At 52.7% G+C, this 18712-nt stretch carries 14 protein-coding genes; 12 read left to right on the top strand and 2 right to left on the bottom strand.

Annotated elements, in window-relative coordinates; all coding sequences use genetic code 11:
- Nucleotides 1-83: 83 nt before the first annotated feature.
- The gene (locus MHH82_RS11760; RefSeq protein ID WP_251493974.1) at nucleotides 84-1277 is read right to left on the bottom strand and encodes a pyridoxal phosphate-dependent aminotransferase; all 1194 of its coding nucleotides are present in this window, start codon (nucleotides 1275-1277) and stop codon (nucleotides 84-86) included.
- Nucleotides 1278-1532: 255 nt separating this feature from the next.
- On the opposite strand from MHH82_RS11760, the gene MHH82_RS11765 reads away from it, so the two are divergent.
- Together MHH82_RS11765 and MHH82_RS11770 are read left to right on the top strand one after the other, a co-directional pair.
- Nucleotides 1533-2345 (top strand): carbon-nitrogen family hydrolase, encoded by an 813-nt coding sequence (locus MHH82_RS11765; protein ID WP_340965759.1) that lies wholly within the window; start codon nucleotides 1533-1535, stop codon nucleotides 2343-2345.
- A 92-nt stretch (nucleotides 2346-2437) separates the two neighbouring features.
- Nucleotides 2438-2623, top strand: coding sequence for a hypothetical protein (locus MHH82_RS11770; protein ID WP_009595149.1), 186 nt, complete (start codon nucleotides 2438-2440; stop codon nucleotides 2621-2623).
- A gap of 117 nt (nucleotides 2624-2740) precedes the next feature.
- Here MHH82_RS11770 and MHH82_RS11775 read toward each other — a convergent pair whose 3' ends face one another.
- Entirely contained in the window at nucleotides 2741-3673 is a 933-nt protein-coding gene (locus MHH82_RS11775) for a LysR family transcriptional regulator (RefSeq protein WP_015734588.1), read from the bottom strand.
- A gap of 184 nt (nucleotides 3674-3857) precedes the next feature.
- Here MHH82_RS11775 and leuC point away from each other — a divergent pair, with 184 nt between their 5' ends.
- From leuC to MHH82_RS11825, 10 genes are all read left to right on the top strand, one after another.
- A complete protein-coding gene (leuC, locus tag MHH82_RS11780) occupies nucleotides 3858-5282 on the top strand; it encodes a 3-isopropylmalate dehydratase large subunit (protein ID WP_036665580.1) in 1425 nt (474 codons plus the stop codon).
- Nucleotides 5283-5302: 20 nt separating this feature from the next.
- Nucleotides 5303-5905, top strand: coding sequence for a 3-isopropylmalate dehydratase small subunit (gene leuD / locus MHH82_RS11785; protein WP_015734590.1), 603 nt, complete (start codon nucleotides 5303-5305; stop codon nucleotides 5903-5905).
- Nucleotides 5906-6140: 235 nt separating this feature from the next.
- Nucleotides 6141-7577 carry an N-acetylmuramoyl-L-alanine amidase family protein gene (locus tag MHH82_RS11790; RefSeq protein WP_145035590.1) on the top strand — a complete coding sequence of 479 codons (1437 nt, stop codon included), beginning with the start codon at nucleotides 6141-6143 and terminating at the stop codon, nucleotides 7575-7577.
- Nucleotides 7578-7618: 41 nt separating this feature from the next.
- Nucleotides 7619-8314 carry a GerMN domain-containing protein gene (locus MHH82_RS11795; protein WP_015734592.1) on the top strand — a complete coding sequence of 232 codons (696 nt, stop codon included), beginning with the start codon at nucleotides 7619-7621 and terminating at the stop codon, nucleotides 8312-8314.
- A 201-nt stretch (nucleotides 8315-8515) separates the two neighbouring features.
- On the top strand, nucleotides 8516-9901 hold the full coding sequence (locus tag MHH82_RS11800) for an N-acetylmuramoyl-L-alanine amidase family protein (RefSeq protein WP_015734593.1): 1386 nt from the start codon (nucleotides 8516-8518) through the stop codon (nucleotides 9899-9901).
- A 38-nt stretch (nucleotides 9902-9939) separates the two neighbouring features.
- Nucleotides 9940-10542 (top strand): GerMN domain-containing protein, encoded by a 603-nt coding sequence (locus tag MHH82_RS11805; protein ID WP_015734594.1) that lies wholly within the window; start codon nucleotides 9940-9942, stop codon nucleotides 10540-10542.
- 78 nt (nucleotides 10543-10620) lie between these two features.
- Entirely contained in the window at nucleotides 10621-13350 is a 2730-nt protein-coding gene (locus MHH82_RS11810; protein ID WP_340965765.1) for an S-layer homology domain-containing protein, read from the top strand.
- A gap of 85 nt (nucleotides 13351-13435) precedes the next feature.
- Nucleotides 13436-14107 carry an endonuclease III gene (nth, locus tag MHH82_RS11815; RefSeq protein WP_009595169.1) on the top strand — a complete coding sequence of 224 codons (672 nt, stop codon included), beginning with the start codon at nucleotides 13436-13438 and terminating at the stop codon, nucleotides 14105-14107.
- Between the two features lie 258 nt (nucleotides 14108-14365).
- Entirely contained in the window at nucleotides 14366-14647 is a 282-nt protein-coding gene (locus MHH82_RS11820) for a hypothetical protein (RefSeq protein ID WP_015734596.1), read from the top strand.
- Between the two features lie 203 nt (nucleotides 14648-14850).
- Complete coding sequence (locus tag MHH82_RS11825; RefSeq protein ID WP_340965768.1) at nucleotides 14851-18492, top strand: dynamin family protein; 3642 nt, start codon at nucleotides 14851-14853, stop codon at nucleotides 18490-18492.
- The last annotated feature ends 220 nt before the right edge of the window (nucleotides 18493-18712 follow it).

Raw genomic sequence — 18712 nt, forward strand, 5'->3', positions numbered from 1 at the left:
GTCCCGTCTTTGCGTTTGGGAACTGCATTCGATTGTTATTGCAAGAATAGCACATCGTTTTTGATTTTTCAAAAGGAATTAGGTTAGCCGAACAGGTTCAGCTTGCCAATCCGGTAGGCGGCTTCCCGCATTCGTTCCTCGCTGCTTAACAGGCCGACGCGGACATACCCCTCGCCGTGATCCCCAAAGCCTACGCCAGGCGCGACGGCCACCTTGGCCTCCTCCAGCAGCAAGTCGGCAAAGGATACCGAGGTGTATCCCTTCGGCACGGGCAGCCAGCTAAAGAAGGAGCCGGCCGGTTTCGGGGCCTGCCACCCGATTTCGGACAGGGCGCCGAAGAAGGCATCCCTTCTCGACTGGTAGCGCGACACCAGTTGGTCGACGCAGTCCTGCGACGAGGTGAGAGCCGCAGCAGCAGCCGCTTGGATGCCGCCGAACAGGCTGACATAGATATGGTCCTGCAGCATATTGATCAGCGAGATGATGTTTCGGTTCCCCAGGGCGAAGCCGACACGCCATCCTGCCATATTGTAGGTTTTGGAGAGGGTGTAGAATTCCACGCCCACCTCCTTGGCGCCTTCCGCTTGCAGGAAGCTGACCGGACGGTCTCCGTCAAAACCGATCGCCCCATATGCAAAGTCACTGGCTACCACAATCCCGTGTTCGGCGGCGAATGCCACCGTATCCTCGTAGAAGGATAAAGGAGCGACGGCGGATGTCGGGTTGTTCGGGTAATTCAGGAACATCAGCTTCGCTTTTTCCCGGTCTGCAGGCGATATAGCGCCATAGTCGGGAAGGAAGCGGTTATCTGCGGTTAACGGCATGAACTTCATTTGCGCGCGGGCGAGAGCAACGCCTGACCAGTAATCCGGGTAACCCGGGTCCGGGACAAGACAGACATCCCCGGGATTCAGGAGGATTTGCGGCAGCTGCACCAGCCCGGTTTTTCCCCCGAACAGAATGGCGACTTCCGTTTCCGGATCCAGATCGACGTTATAGTCCTCCTTGTATCGATGCGCGATGGCTTCCTTCAGAAAGGAAAAGCCGGTAAAAGGCGAATATTTGTGAAACTGCGGATTGTCGGCCGCCTCCTTCAGGCTCGATACGATATGAGGCGGCGTGGGCTGATCGGGATTTCCCTGCCCGAGATTGATTACATCATACCCTTGAGACACTTGGCGGTTTACCTTGGAGACCAGGGTCGCGAAAAATTGCGTAGGCAGCTGGGCCATGATCTCGGCCGGCTCTATGTGGAAAACGTCTGGCTTTTTGTTCATTGCAGGTTCATCACTCCGTTATCTGATTACACTCTAAATACGTCTATAATGGAAAACAATTAGGATTAATTTAACACGATTTATCAGGGGTGTATAGAGGGAAATGGGGCTAGGGTGTTGCAGCAGCGGCGCTGGAGAGGCTATGATGATGACATATAAGAGAAGGTTGAACCCTGGAAGAAGAACCGGCCTATGCGTTTCATGATCGCATGGAGGCCGCCCTTGGATTCAACTCAAACAACGGGAGGCTGCAAGATGACTGGAGAAGCAAAGGCTCAGCTTCATATCGCACTTATTCAAGGTGACATTGAAATAGGCAACGTCCAGGCCAACATGGATAACATGCTCGGCATGATGGAGAAGGCGGCAGCTGCGAACCATAAGCCGGACGTGATCGTGCTGCCGGAGATGTGGAACACCGGATATGCGCTGGACCGGATCCAAGAGCTCGCCGACCCTATGGGGCAAGAAACCTCTTCGATGCTGAGCGAGTTTGCTCGAAAACACCGCATCCAAGTCGTGGGCGGTTCCGTAGCCGAACGGATCGATGACCGGATTTATAACAGCATGTACGTCTTTAACCGGAACGGGGAGCAGATCGCCAAATATTCCAAAATCCATTTGTTCCGCCTGATGGACGAAGAGAAGTTCCTGCAAGCCGGACAGCAGACCGTAACCTTTGATCTGGAAGAAATGAAGGCGGGCGCGTCGATCTGTTACGATATCCGGTTTCCGGAATTGTCCCGCACCCTCGCGCTCGGCGGCGCTCAAGTGCTGTTCGTGCCTGCGGAATGGCCCCATCCGAGGCTGCATCATTGGAGAACGCTGCTCATCGCCAGGGCGATCGAGAACCAAATGTATGTCGTTGCCTGCAATCGCGTAGGAACCAGCGGCGGAACGGACTTTTTCGGTCATTCCATGATCATTGACCCATGGGGCGAGATCATCGCCGAAGGGGATGAGCGGGAAACGATCGTGACAGGCACGCTGGATTGCAAGCTCACGGATGAAGTGAGAGGACGCATACCGGTTTTTGAGGACCGTCGGCCTCATTTGTATGTCCAATAGAACATGTAAGATCCAAACCTCCAAATATGAAGTTTCATCTGGGCAGCGGCGGGTATACTATGGGTAATCCGTCTGAGAGGAGGCTTTGAATCATGGCAGAGAACAACCAATTCGACAGCCGAAACAATGAACAGGAACAAGAACAGAAAGAGCAGTTCCGCAATTTTGTTGAGAGCGTAGCCGGAGGCGGGAACGGGAAAAACGAATCGATTCAGGATCAGTCCCGTACCGCGGACGAACAGAACCGAATGATCGACCAGCATAATTTGCGCAAATAGGGTTCGGTTTATGATGATCATGGGTAATCTTTTGGCTTTCAGGTAAAAAAGAAAAAGAGGCACAGCCGTTTGTCGTTCGACGATGGCTGTGCCTCTTTGCTCTTCACTCATTTGCGTTTATTTATCCTGAACGCCTTCTACCACAAGCTTGTCCATGACCTGCTTGAACGTGTCGATGAACGCATCCGCCGCTTTGGACAAATACCGGCCGTTTCGGTAAGCGACGACCAGCGTGCGGCTCGGCACCGGATCCGCGAGCGGCAGATATACCGGAATAAACTCGCTGCGTTTCGCACGGGCAATGAACCGGGGAACCAGCGTGATCCCCATCCCGGTAGCGACCAGAGACTGGAGGGTCTCGATGTTGCTGCTCTCGAATACAACGTTCGGCTCGAAGCCGGCCTCCCGGCATATATCGAAGGTAAGCTTCCGGAAGCCCTGACCCTTCTTGAGCACGACAAACGCTTCGTTCCGGATTTCGTCGATCGTAATGGGGCGTACGGGATCGGAGGCCGCCCGCAGCGCAAGCGGGTGCTGGGGAGGAACCGCCAAATCGATCATTTCCTCGCCGATCGGAATCCAGGACAAGGACGGCTCCGCCAGGGGCAGCGCAAGCAGGCTGAGATCCGCCTTGCCGCTCGCCGTCAGCTTCTCCAAATTCATGGAGGAGTCCTCCAAAAGGGTGATTTCGATATCCGGATATCCTTTTTTGAAAGCAGGCAAAACTCGGGGCAGCAGATGAGAGCCGGTTATCGGCATGCTGCCCACGACGACTTTCCCCTTGCGCAGCTGGGAGATGTCCGACATCTCCTGTTTCAGCTGCTCGACGGCGTCCATGATCTTCTGCGCATGCTCGACAAAGCTGGCACCGGCATGGGTAAGCTCGACGTTGCTCGTATTGCGCTGGAACAGCAGCACCCCGAGCTCTTTCTCCAGCTTGGAAAGCTGCTGGCTCAGGGAAGGCTGGGCGATATGAAGCTTCTCCGCGGCGCGCGAAAAGTTTTTGTCCGCCGCGATTTGCAGCGTATATTGCAGTTGTCTCAGTTCCATGTAAGCATCACTCCGTTATAGCTGAATCCTATTACATCTATAGATATTATATCTTGGAACAATGAAGAAGGAAATGATATATTACTATCAACGTAAAGATGATGCGTTGTAGGCCTTCCCAATAGGGATAAGGGACTCAAGCAATTATCTTCTCATGGACGTAAAGAACAATGGGGTGATTATGATGAGTAAGAAGACAATGTTCGAAAAAATTTGGGATAACCACGTGATTCATCAGGAAGAAGGCAAGCCGGGTATTTTGTATATCGACCTGCATTTGGTTCACGAGGTGACTTCCCCTCAAGCCTTCGAAGGTCTGCGTCTCAGCGGCCGCAAAGTGCGCCGCCCGGAACTTACCTTCGCCACGATGGATCACAACGTACCGACGAAAGACCGTTTTAACATCACGGATCCGATTTCGAAGCAGCAAATCGACACCCTGACCAAGAACTGTCAGGATTTTGGTGTTACCCTGTACGATCTGGACACGATTGACCAAGGCGTAGTGCACGTTATGGGCCCTGAGCTTGGCTTGACGCATCCCGGCAAAACGATTGTGTGCGGCGACAGCCACACATCCACTCACGGCGCATTCGGTGCGCTGGCGTTCGGTATCGGTACGAGCGAGGTTGAGCACGTCCTGGCAACCCAATGTTTGCAGCAGGCTAAAGCGAAAACCATGGAAGTTCGTTTTGTTGGCCGCCGCAATCCGGGCGTAACGGCGAAGGACATGATCCTTGGCGTCATTGCGAAGTACGGAACCGATTTTGCAACAGGCTATGTTATCGAATATACGGGCGAAGCCATCCGCGAGTTGTCGATGGAAGAGCGTATGACGGTGTGCAACATGTCCATTGAAGGCGGAGCCAGAGCGGGCATGATCGCTCCGGATGAAACGACGTTTGAATATTTGCGCGGACGTCAATATGTTCCGCAGGGCGAAGCTTTTGATGCCGCTGTAGCAGCTTGGAAAGAGCTTGTGACAGACGAAGGCGCCGAGTTCGACGTGGTGGTTGAATTCGACGTGGAAACGCTGATCCCTCAAGTAACCTGGGGAACGAGCCCGGGAATGGGTACCGACATTTCCTCGACGGTTCCTAACCCTGCAGACTTCAAGACCGAGAACGAGCGCAAGGCAGCGGAGAAGGCGCTGGAATACATGGCGCTTGTGCCAGGGACTCCGATGTCCGAGATTCCGATCGACTATGTCTTCATCGGTTCTTGCACGAATGGACGCATCGAGGATTTGCGGGCAGCAGCAGCTGTAGCGAAGGGACATAAAGTGTCCAGCAATGTGACCGCCATCGTCGTTCCGGGATCGGGCCGAGTGAAGATTCAGGCCGAAAAAGAAGGGCTCGACAAAATTTTCGTCGAGGCAGGTTTCGAATGGCGCGAAGCAGGCTGCAGTATGTGCCTTGCGATGAATCCGGATGTACTGAAGCCTGGACAGCGCTGCGCTTCCACATCCAACCGGAACTTCGAAGGTCGCCAGGGCCGCGGGGGCAGAACGCATCTCGTATCGCCGGCAATGGCAGCGGCAGCTGCGGTTAAAGGACGCTTCGTGGATGTACGTGATTGGAACTTTGCAGCCGAAGAAGTTGTGAGCTAAGAAGGACGGAGGAGAAGTTTATGCAAGCATTTACGAAATTAAACGGTATTGTCGCACCTGTCGACCGGGTGAATGTAGATACGGACGCAATTATTCCTAAACAGTTTTTGAAACGGATTGAACGCACGGGATTTGGACAGTTTCTGTTTTACGAGTGGCGGTTTGATGAAGAGGGAGGCAATATCGACAGCTTCTCGCTGAACCAGCCCCGCTACCAGGGTTCGACCATCCTGATCTCGCGTGCCAACTTTGGCTGCGGATCTTCCCGCGAGCATGCGCCTTGGGCGATTCTCGACTACGGGTTCCGCGTGGTCATCGCTCCATCGTTTGCTGATATTTTCTACAACAACTGCTTCAAGAACGGAATTCTGCCGATCAAATTGTCGGAGGAGCAGGTCGAAGAGCTGTTCCAGCGGACGGAATCGAACGAAGGCTATAAACTGAACGTGGATCTGGAGAACAAAACGATTACCGATGATCAGGGATTGCACATCGACTTTGACCTCGACGAGCACCGTCGTCAATTCCTGCTTCAAGGATTGGACGATATCGGTTTGACGCTGCAGCATGAAAGTGCAATCGATGCTTACGAGAAAAAACATGGGGAGCGCTTGTTCGCCTAATTTCGCAATCAGGCTTCAAAAGGTTACAAGATTATTAAACTTCCATTTCCTGTGTAGGAAATGGAGGTTTTTTTTGGTATTATGGAATTAATATGCAGCGGCAGCCACGATGGATCAACGTTTGATGTCAGTATTTGTCCGGAAGCATGCATACGGGAATACTGATTTACATAGTTTAAGTTTTTTTGCTAGATTTGCTTTTCAAATTCAATCATGGGATGATCGAGGTGGATTCATGAAGAAGTTAGGGTTTGTAATGGTGTTGATAGTCTTCTTGCTGGCGTTTCCGAAGAGCGGCCAGGCCAGTTCTTCAAGTGCGACCATATTTCTTGACGGGGAACCATTGAATTTGTCTTCGGGCGTCCAGGTAGCCAACATGAAGGGCAATGTGATGATTCCGATACGCGTGGTATCCGAGAATCTCGGTTTCAAGGTAGGCTGGGAGAAGGCCAGCCAAACCGTAACGGTTGAAAATAGTGAGAAGACGGTCCGCATGGTGGTCGGCAGCCAGCAGGCAGAGCTGAACGGGGCCCAGGTAGATTTGAATTTGGCGCCTGTCTTGAACGGGCCTACCACGCTTGTGCCTCTCCGGTTTGTGAGCGAGCAGATGGGGCTTGACGTGAAATGGGACAACCAATCGAAGGCTGTGTACCTTTCAAGCGGCGCGTTACCTACCACCGGAGCCGAGATTGATCCAGGTGAAGGAAGCAATCCGGGCAGTCAGACGCCTCCGCCTGCGGAATCTGGAAATAAGGGTTCATTGACGGGGCTCAGCTTTAGCGATAACCGTCTCATGATTGCAACGGAAGGCGCCGTGACGCCGAAAGTGTTCAGCATGACGGGGCCTGACCGGATTGTTATCGATCTTCCGGACACCGTGTACTCTGCTTCCTTCCTGAGCGGACATGCCGTGAACGCGCAGAATGGCGGCAATATGGAAGCTGCGGATTATTCCGACGTTACGAATATTAGATATGCCGTGTTCAGCGACAACCCGCCAACCGTGCGTATCGTATTGGATTTGACTGGACCTAAGAATTATGCGGTGACCCAGGAATCGGGCATCATCATCGTTGATCTGAACGCAGAGGGCGAAATTCTCGTACCGCCGGTGCCGCCGGTTACCGGGAATGGCAAGAAAACGGTAGTCATTGATCCCGGTCACGGCGGTATCAAGCCGGGGTCGATCAGCCTTACGGGAAAAACGGAGAAATCATTTAATTTGGATATTTCCCTTAAGGTTGAAGCACTGCTCAAAAAAGAAAAGAATATCAATGTAGTGATGACTCGCAGCGACGATTCACATCTTGAGCTCAGCGATCGCGTGAAAATCGCAAATAATTTAAAAGCAGATATTTTCGTGTCCATTCATGGAAACAGCAACGCGTCCAGCAGTCCCAGCGGTACGGAAACGTATTATACGAGAGATTCCAGCAAGTCATTGGCGGATGTGATCCATAAACATCTTGCAAAAGCGACAGGTCTCAAAGATCGGGGAGTTAAATACGGTAGCCTTCATGTTACGAGGGAAACGACGATGCCGGCTGTCCTGCTCGAGATTGGCTTTTTGAGCAACAAGGGTGACGAAGCCCAGTTGTTTAAAGACGATTTCCAAAATCGTGTTGCACAAGGTATTGTAGAGGGTATTAAAGAATATCTTAAAGTACAATAATGTGTACAAGATTTGATGTAACTTAGAGGGGGACACAAGCCATGAACAAAAAATATTGGATGACCGGATTGCTGGCGCTTCTGCTTGCATTTAGTGCCGGTTGCGGACAAAAGCCGACTGCGGCCCCCGCCGAGACGGGTCCGGATACTGAAGCTGGACAAGTACAGACGCCGCAGGACGAACCGGGCAATGACAAGGCGGCGGATGATCAGAAGCAGGGCGAAGCCGAAGCAACTACCGTGAACGCGAGCGAAGGAACAAGCACGCCGCCGGAGAAAACATCCGCTGGAAGTACAGGTACGCCAGTCGATACGAAGGACGTGAACGCTGCGGAGGATCAAGCGAAGAAAGCGAATATTAAACTCTATTATACGGACCCGGAGATCATGGATTTGAAAGAAGCCAGCAAAGAGATCACGTACTCGGGCGAAGAGGATAAATATAAGAAAGCTTTTGAAGGTCTTCAAAAGAGCGGAGATGCCGAACTGAATCCATTATGGTCGGATAAAATCACGCTCAAGTCACTTAAGTTCGACAACGGAGCATTGACGCTGGATATCACCAAGCCGGCAGAGGCGAATCTTGGAGCTGGAGGGGAAATGTTTGCGATTGATGCCTTGCAAAAAACGTTCTTCCAGTTCGATGAAGTGAAGTCCTTGGAATTGCTTGTAGACGGTAATCAGATTGAGAGTTTAATGGGGCATGTTGAGCTGGAGCATCCTATGACTCGAAAATAGAACAAAGGAACTAATTCTGAATTTCATATGAAGGACTAAACGCCTATTTCGCTTGTCGAAATAGGTGTTTTTTTGGTAAATAGGGAACAATTTCGCAACTTTCAGTGAGTCTAAGCGTCTATAGGTTGTCAGGTAATGTCGGACAGGCCGAGTGCAGAAACGCCAATCTATGGCAAAATAATAGGATGGTAGGGGTGAAGGATGAAGAAGTTCGGTTTTTTAATGTTTCTCGTTGTCATCATGATTGCGTTTCCTAAAATGGCGGATGCGAGTTCGTACAGCGCAAGGATTTACCTGGATGGTCAACAAATCAATCTGTCATCTGGCGTGAAGGTGGAGAACAACAACGGTACCGTCATGGTCCCGATCCGTGTCATTTCCGAAAATCTCGGTTTTAACGTGAATTGGAACAAGGCAGCGAAGACGGTAACGGTTGAAGACGCCTGGCAGAAAGTGACGATGGTGATTGGAAGTCAGTATGCCGACATAAACGGCCAGCGTGTTCTAATGACGAAGGCGCCTGTTCTTCGAGGCGGAACGACCCTCGTTCCGATTCGCTTTGTAAGTGAGCAAATGGGCCTTCAAGTAAGATGGGATAACACGCAGAAGGCAGTCTATCTTACCTCGTCTTACGATGGCAGTAACCCTGGCGAAGAACCCGGCGTCGCTACGTCGACCGTGGACGGCCTCAGCTTCAGCGAAAACAGGCTGATGGTCGCCGTTACGGGCAATGCGAAGCCAAAGGTATCGAAGCTCAGCAGTCCGGACCGTATCGTCATTGATATGGCGAACACGAATTTCTCCGAGACTTTCAGCAGCAACGCCGATTTCGATGACGTGGCGAAGAGCGGCCAGATGACGGTGTCGGGTTACCCGGACGTCAAAGCCGTCCGTTACTCCCTGTATAACAGCAACCCGATGACCGTGCGGATCGTCATTGATCTGAACTATGCCAAGAACTACACCGTATCAGGCCTTGAGAACGGATCGGGCCTGTTCATTGTGGATCTGAACACGACCTCTAACCCTTCGCCGGAACCCGGTACGGGCGGAAAGAAACTCGTGGTCATTGATGCGGGTCATGGAGATCATGATCCGGGAGCGATCGGGGTAACGAAGAAGAGGGAGAAGGATTTCAACCTCGCGATGGCGCTGAAAGTTGAGAAGTTGTTGGCCAAAGAAAAAAATATCGAAGTCGTTTTGACTCGCAGTAACGATACTTTCCTCGAGCTGAAGGATCGCGCGAAGATTGCGAATGATCTGAAGGCTGATGTTTTCATATCGATACATGCTAATAGCGGCCCATCCACTGCAAGCGGAACCGAAACGTATTATTACAATGAATCTGACAAAGCGCTGGCGAATGCCCTTCATAAAGAAATCGTGAAGGCCATGGGTTTAAAAGACCGCGGAGTGAGATACGGCAACTTCCATGTTATTCGCGAGACCAAGATGCCTGGCGCCCTGCTGGAAGTCGGGTTCCTGAGCAACAAGACCGATGAGAGCAAGCTGTTTGATCCGGCAACGCAGGATCGGGTAGCCGAGGCAATTGTCAGAGGCATCAAAAATTATTTGAAGGTTGATTAACGATACGACAGTGATCGTGATTGCAGGAGGTGGCTATTTTGAATAAAAAAATTTGGGCAGTCGGACTTTTGGCAGCCGTTATGCTGATTGGTGCCGGTTGCGGACAGAAACCCGGAGCAGCACCGGACGATACGCCGGAGCAAGTGACACCTGCACCTGATGATCAGACAGGACAGAGCAATGGGGGAACATCGAACGGTTCGGGGGGCACGTCAACAGGGAACGGCGGCAATGAAGCGACAGCGCCGGAAGCCAAAACGGAGAGCATTAAAGCTTACTATACGGACCCGGATTTGATGGAGCTGGTTGAAGGCTCGGCAGAGATCTCGTATAAGGAAGATCAGGAAAAATACGAAGCCGCATATCAAGCATTACAAAAGAGCGATAAGGCCGACATGGTTCCCCTATGGGAGAAAATCGAGCTGAATTCGTTGAAATTCGAGAACGGCGCTCTGACGCTCGACGTGACGGTCCCTGACGAAGCCAACTTGGGTGCAGGCGGCGAGTCGTTTGCCGTCGATGCCATCAAGAAAACGTTCTTCCAGTTTGACGAAGTAAAATCACTTCAAATTCTGGTCGATGGTCAGCAGACCGAATCGTTAATGGGGCATGTCGATTTAGAAAATCCAATGACTCGGTAATGATGGTTGAAGGAGATCACGATCTGCTGTCGAATATTAGTATATGATGAAGCAGTAGTAATTGAGAGGGGAAAGAAAATGGTACTTAGACACAGCAAACATGTTCATTCCAAAAAAGTGGTCTCCGCCGTCATGGCCGGACTTATAGCATTCGGAGGCGGAGCTTCGATCGTCTCGGCAGATGAAGAAGCAGCAAATGCGACAACGGCAAATGCACCCCAAACGGCCGTTAACGTATTCAGCGACGTGAATGCCGGTTATTGGGGAGAAAAGTACATTTATCAATTAGCAGCACAGGGGATCGTGACCGGGAATAACGGAAAGTTTCGTCCGAACGATCCTGTAACGCAGCAGGAAGCTGTGACGATGGCGATCCGGTTCTTAAGCATGCAGGATCAATTAAGCAGCGGCGCTGCGACATTACCGACAAATGTTAAAGTGAACGATTATTTTACGAAGTATGTTGAACTGGCTTTTCAGCAAAACCTGCTCGACAAGCAAAAAGAATCCGGATACACGGACGAGAAAGTCATCTGGGGCGCGCAGAAAGCATCCCGGGAATGGATTACCGAAGTGCTTGTCCGTTCCATTGGACGTACCGCGGAGGCCAATGCCGCCAAAAATAAAGCGACAGGCTTTGCGGACAACGCCAAGATATCCCCGGATCGTTTGGGATACGTTAATGTGGCGGTTGAGCTGGGCCTTGCCAAAGGCGTGAACGGTAACAAATTCGATCCGCAAGGGGCGGTTACCCGTGCCCAGCTTGCAACGTTCTTCAGCCGGGCTCAAGCGTACATTACCACGAATTACGAGAATCAGTACAAAGGCTCCATCGCTTCGATTGAGAACGGCAAGCTGGAGCTGTATGCCGACGGCAAGCTGAACTCATTCAAGCTGGATTCTTCCACGGCTTATTTTGCGTCCGATTCGGAGAAAAGATTGCAGTTTTCGGACATCAATCCATACACGCAAGCGGTGGTCGTCGCGAATAACGGAACCGCTGCTTACGTGGAAATTACGGATCCAGCCCAGCAGGTGGAGCGGTTTGACAGCACCTATGCCCGTTTGTCTCCGAACAACGTAATTTGGCTTGATACAGGCAGTACATTTGAAGAGCTGAGTTACGAGCCAAGCACGGTTTTCCTGGACCAGAACGGTATCCAAATCGATCCGAAGACGCTTGCTGCAGGCAGCTTGCTTACCATTGAGCGCGAAACCTACAGCCCGCAGAAAAAAATCGTGTCGATCCGCGTGAAGAGCGGCTTGGTGAACAAGACGGGAGCGGGCGTCGTCCAAAACGTGGACACGGCGAACAAAAGAGTAACCCTTAAGGACAGCACCGGTTATGAGGACACGTACACGTGGGACGATGCTACCGTCATTCGCTATCAGAATCAAATTCTGTCACCGGCGGAGCTGAAGAATGGTTATGCCGTGAATTTCACGGTAAAAAACAGCATTCTTCAATCGGTGGAGGTCACGCAAAGCGTCGACCGTACGATACAGGCGATGCTGTATTCTGTTGAAGAGAATGGAAAAACCATCACGTATAAGCGCAGCGGAAGCACGCAGCTCGAAACGAAGTTTCTGGCAGAGAAGCCGGAAATTATTATGAGTGGCGTGGCGAAGCCCGTTTTGTCCGATTTGCTCGCTGACGCCGTATCCGGCGATCAAGTGACGCTGACCATCAATGGCGAGGAAAAAATCACGAAGATCGAAGTAACGGGCCGTCAAATGGAACAGCTGGATGCCGTCACCATCGTCAATTACGATGCGAAGACGCACTGGCTGACCGTCAAGGATGCTAACAATCAGCCTCGCGTCATCATCCTGGACGATAAGACGAAGCTGGAATCGAGCAACGGAACAACGCTGGATAAAGTGGAGCCGCTGCTCGGAGCAGGACGCAAGGTCAGCGTATCGCTCATTGGCACGCGTGCGCTTTCACTGGAAGTGGTTTATAAAGTTGAAGGTAAAATCAGCAGCATTAACACAGCCAAGAAAGTGATATCGATTGTGGCCGCCAACGGAAAAGTGGAGGAAATTCCATACAACAGCACGCTGCTTGTAGAAATCTTCGGCAAATCGAACGCTTCCCTGGCGGACGTGCGTGTCGGCGACGAGGTTTCGGCGCAGCTGTCGACCAACCAGGATTACTTGCAGAGCCTGAAACTTAAGACATCCGCGCAGTTCGAGGTCGTATTCACCGAACCGGCTAAAAACCGCATTCGAGTGAAAGCGAATGGCGCTACAAGCGACATTTACACGGACAAAGCAACATTGACCGGCGATAGCGGACAAGCGATCCTGCTTGCAGACCTGCGTCCCGGAACTCTCGTTAATATTACGCTTCAAGGCTTAACGGCTGTTTCGGTTGCCGAAGTCAAATTGACGCTTGGCGAAGTCACCAGCTTGGATGCTTCGGGCAATGTATTGACCGTGAAGGATCATTCGGGCAACAGCCAGACCCTAGGCGTAAGCGGCGGCGTCAAGGTCGTCAAGAATGGTACGACGGCTTCGAACTTAAGCACGTTGACGCAGGGAGATCGCGTAGAGATTCGAAAAGACATTCAAGGCGTAACGATCATCCAAGTCCTGGAGAAGATCGAGCGTGCGTTCTGGCAGGCGAACAACACCGAAATTCAAGTGAAACGCAAATCGATTAACGATAATTACCGATTTACGTTATCCGATAAAGTATTTGTTCATCAAGGTGACACGACTTTGTCCGTGCAATCCCTTAAGGAAAATGATAATATTGTACTGTACTTAAACAACGGTGTCGTTGTTGAGATTGTAAAACAGTAAATTATCGACCTGGGATTGCTCGAGAAACACCGTCTTGATGCGGGGATTTCCGCATCAAGATTTTTTTTTGCGGGAGGGAAATCATATGAATGCGGCAACGGTGCGGCATATTTTGGACACGATGGAGAGCATGTTTCCGGATGCACATTGCGAACTGAATCACAGCAATGCGTTTGAGCTGACCATCGCCGTGCTGCTGTCCGCCCAGTGCACGGATGAAACGGTAAATAAAGTAACAAAGGATCTGTTTCAGAAATACAAAACGCCTTTGGATTACGTATCGGTACCGATCGAGGAACTTGAGCAGGATATCAGACGGATCGGGTTATACCGGAACAAGGCCAAACATATTCAGAACTTGTGCAGGATTCTGATCGAACAGTATGGCGGGGAAGTACCGGAGGCTCATGACGAGCTGGTCAAATTGCCCGGGGTTGGACGCAAGACGGCCAATGTCGTCGTTTCCAACGCCTTTGGCGTGCCTGCCATTGCGGTGGATACGCATGTGGAGCGGGTATCCAAACGGCTTGGACTGGCTGCTTGGAAAGATTCCGTGCTGGAAGTGGAGAAAAAGCTGATGAAGCGGGTGCCGCGTGAAGAATGGACGATGACGCATCATCGGATCATTTTTTTCGGAAGGTACCACTGTAAAGCTCAAAATCCGCAATGCCCGGTATGCCCGCTGCTGGATGTTTGCCGCGAAGGAAAGAAACGTATGAAAACCTTAGCAGTCAGGAAGAATAAGGAACAACCGTAACACCAGCAAGAAACAGACAAAAAAAGAAACAGTTCATCTGATTCGGGAGAACACCGAACTTTGACAGCCGGCGAATGGGCATCATTGCAAGCAAGCCAGCGCGCTTGCCTTTGTCTCCGGATTTCTATTTCGGCCGCATGGGCGAATGGAAATCTGGAAACAACTGTGACCGAATAGAAATGCCGGATATTCGCAAGGTGAAAAAGGAATGCACCCCGGATCAGCAGGAGCTAAATTTAAAAGAGGATGGGATTACACATGAAATGCATCTCTGTTTACACCGACAATTTTGAATTGTTCTCGGATATTTTTGAACATGTGGTGGAGAGCCAGAACCAACTGAGCGAGAATGAAGAGCAGGAAGTGGAAGGCGTGACGTTCAGCCACTCCGGGGATGCTCCCGAGCATTATTTGGAGCGTATGTCTCAGAAGCCGGAAGTGGTCGTGATGCGCGATAAGTCTCGCGGTTTAACCATTTTGCAGCACGGAAACGTGTTCGAAATTTTGATTCCGGCAGAAGAGAACACCGTCGTATCTTAAGTTCTTCAAATTTGATGTTTTAAAAAATGAGATGTTGAACCCATGGCAGGCAAGGAAGCGATTCTTCCTTGGCCTGCCATTTTGCATAGAACGGGACAAACGGCGGTCATGAAATGATTCCTTTACGGCGCAAGCGGTGATAAAATAAAATGATGTGAACAGATGGTGTCAGAGATGGAGAGATCAATGGACAGGAGCGAGAAATGACATTGAAGTTGATGACTGATGAAATCGGATACAGCATGACGGAATTAAATAGAGTCCGGGACCGTTTTTTGGACTGGAACGACGAGTCTTCCTCCGCATTGACCGAGGATTTGATACGCAAGGGTACTGGCGGCGAGCTCACGCTTGCCTTCTGCGGTCATTTTTCAGCTGGGAAGTCAAGCATGATCAATGCGCTTTGCGGCAAAAAGGTGCTGCCCTCGGGTCCGGTACCGACGAGTGCCAATGTGGTCACGATTCGAAGCGGCGAGCCCCGGGCATTGATTCACCGGACTGTCGCGGACCATGGGGAGCCTATCAAGGTAACGATCGACGAACTTGCGGAATACTGCAAGGAGGGCCGGGAGTATTCCGCGATTGAAGTGTGGGATGACGTGCCGCTGCTTGGCGCGGACGGAGTATTAATGGATACCCCCGGCGTCGACTCGACCGACGACGGGCATCGGCTAGCGACCCATTCCGCTCTGCATATGGCGGATATCGTGTTTTACGTCATGGATTACAATCATGTGCAATCGGAGAGTAATCTGATGTTTGCCAAGAGCCTGTCGGATTGGGGGAAGCCGCTATATTTGATCGTGAATCAGATCGACAAGCATCGTGATGACGAGCTGACGCTGTCTTCTTACCTGAACGACGTCAAGAAGGCATTCGCCCAGTGGAAGATCACGTACAAAGGGTTGTTATGCACCTCGCTAAAAGTGCAGGACCATCCCTATAATCAATGGGAGACGCTGAAGTCATTGATCGGCGAACTGATATCCCGGAAGGAGCCGCTGCTGCGCCATAGCGTTTCCTGCTCCATTCGTCATGCTGCGGATCAGCATGTGGAAGCCTATACCCGCAGTCATCAGGAGGAGAAGGAACGGCTGCTGGAGGAAATGGGAGGCGAGGAGGCCGCAGCGGCGCTTCAAGCGCGCTTGCAGGAGCTGGAAGAACAAAAAAGAACCGTAGCGGGGCTGCCGGAATCGGTTCGCGCAGAACTCCGGAAGGAAGCCGATAAGCTGCTGGCCAATGCCAATCTAACGCCGGCGGATGTTCGGGATTTAAGCCTATCTTTCCTGGAGAGCCGGAAATCCGGCTTTAAGGTCGGGTTCCTCTTCTCGGGCGGCAAGACGGAGGAAGAGCGCCGTCGCCGTCTGGAGGCCTTCCATCATCGTTTGGAGGAGCAGACCTCTTCGCAGGTCGACTGGCATCTGCGTTCGCTGTTCCGCAATAGCGTCGAGCAGCATGCGGAATGGAATGCCGAATGGGAACGTTTGATGGACGCCGAACTTCCGGGCGTGCGGGAGGATATGATTACGCGAACCGTGAATCCCGAAGCCACGGTGTCGGGCGAATATGTATTGAACTATAACCGGGAGCTGGCCGAGGAAATCAAGGGCAGCTACCGCATGGCCGTGTTGGTGCTTGCCGACCGGCTGAAGGCGGCATTGACGGACGCTGCGGCCGTCCGTCTGCAGGAGCTGGAGCGCCAGGGCGCCGAGCTCCTGGCGCAATCCGCGGCTTCCGCCAGCTACGCAGCCCTGCAGCAGGCGGAAGCCGCCCGCGCGGCCGAGCTGGCCGAGCTGCTCCCGCCGCGCACCTCCCTCACCCCCGGCCTCCTGCCGGAGGTGAGGGAGCCGGAGGGGCAGCCTGCGCATGCGGCTGCCCAGGGCGGCGCCCCGGCGGCGCAGCCGGGGCAAGGGCGCACGGCGCCCCGGGCCGCCGCTGCGCAGGCGGCACCGCAGCGGCGCCAGCGGCTTGAGGCCGCGGCAGCCGAGCTGCGCGCAGCGGCGGCGCTGCTGGCGCCGCACCCCGCGCTGGCGTCGGCCGCGCGGGATCTGACCGCCCGCGCGGATGCGCTTGCGGGCGGCTCGTTCACCCTGGCGCTGTTCGGAGCGTTCAGCGCCGGAAAGTCCTCCTTCGCCAATGCACTGCTTGGCGAGTCGGTCCTGCCGGTATCGCCGCATCCGACAACGGCGGCGGTGAACCGCATATTGGCACCGGCCGAAGGAAGATCACATGGTACCGCAGATGTGCGTATGAAGAGCCGCGATATGTGGTGGGACGATTTGAAGTATTCCTTCGGCGTGCTGGGTCTCCAAGAACCGAGTCCGGCCAATTGGCGGAGCGTGGCTGAAGGTTTGAATCCGGCCGGAATTCACCCGGCAGGCCTGCCGCATTACGGGTTCCTAAAGGCCGCCGCCTCCGGTTGGGATGAGATGGAGTCCAGGCTCGGCACCACGGAAACGGTAGAATTGGCCGAATATCGGGGATACGTGGCGGACGAAACCAAATCCTGCTTTGTCGACGGGATCGATCTGTATTACAGCTGTCCGATGACGGAGCAAGGGATCGTGCTGGTGGATACGCCGGGAGCGGATTCCCTGCATGCCCGGCACACCGGCGTCACCTTCAACTATATTAAAAATGCGGATGCGATTGTTTACGTAACGTATTACAACCATGCGTTCTCCAAAGCGGACCGGCAATTCCTGTCCCAGCTGGGCCGGGTCAAAGACAGCTTTGCCTTGGATAAAATGTTCTTTATCGTCAATGCGGCTGATCTAGCTCAGTCCGAAGACGAGCTGAATGAAGTGGTGAAGCATGTGCGCACCAATCTTACAGCCAGCGGCGTAGGCAGCCCGCATATCTTCCCCGTCTCCAGTCTGGCTGCGCTGGACAATAAGCGGCAAGGGGACGAGGAGAAATTGCAGGCATCGGGATTCCCTGTTTTCGAAGAAGCGCTGGGCCGATTTGCGGTGGAAGAGCTGCCAAGGCTGTCCCAGCGTGCCGGTTATGATGAGATCGCTTCTGTGAGGGACCGTATCCGGGGGTGGGCTGAAATGGCCGCTCAGGATGAGACCACGCGCAAGCGGAAAATCGGGGAGCTGGAAGAGGTGCAAAACCAAGCCATGGCCCGCCTTAACGCTTTGGCGGAGCAGGAAATGGCCCGCGACATCGGTCAAGAAAGCAGCGAGCTGCTGTTTCACGTGCGGCAGCGGCTGGATTATGCCATGAACCGTTTCTTCCAGGAGTCGTTTAATCCTTCCGTGCTTCGGGAGGATGCAGGGCATTTGAAATCGGCATTTGCGGCTTGCGGACGTGATTTGATGCGAACGATGTCCGTAGAGCTGGATCAGGAACTATGGGCCACCACGCTTCGTTTGGAGACGGCCGGCCGCAAATTAACCGAAGCCGCGGCATTTAAGGCCGCAGCCGATATCAACGGCATGGCCGAGGGTCTGTCACTGGCCATACGCCGGGATCCGGACTGGGCACCGCCGGAGCTGGACGAAACGGAGCTGCAAATCCAAGGGGATTGGTTAACCTTCTGGTCGACCTTTAAGAATCCCAAACATTTCTTTGAGGGCGGCGGAAGTTCCAAGCTGCGCGAAGCGGCTGAGCCGAAAGTGAAGGAAGCCGTGGCGGGTGTGGTCGGCCTGCGGGAAGAGCAGCTGACGGACCACTATGTTCGAATAAGCGAACGTTCACTGCAGCATCATGTATCCGCATTGGAGGAACAACTGAAGGAATCCATGGCTGCCATACTGGGTTCGCTGCAGGACGGCCAGTCTCCGTTGATGTGGCGTCAGCTGGCGGATGATTTGGAAGCCATGATGAAGTCAGCGCAGTAAAGACGGAACATTCCCGTCTAGCATGAAGCAAGAGTTGCAATAGAATAGCAGCATGGTGCGAATTTCCGGTAAGGCTCATTCCCTTTTACCGGATGAATGAACGCCAATCACATGTTGAACCATCGAAAGACGTCCCATATGCCATCCGTGGCGGGGCGTCTTTCGTCCTATTATTATCGATGGACCGCTCTCCTGATGAAAGCGGCATAGGACGATATGG

The organism is Bacillus sp. FSL K6-6540, assembly GCF_038007545.1.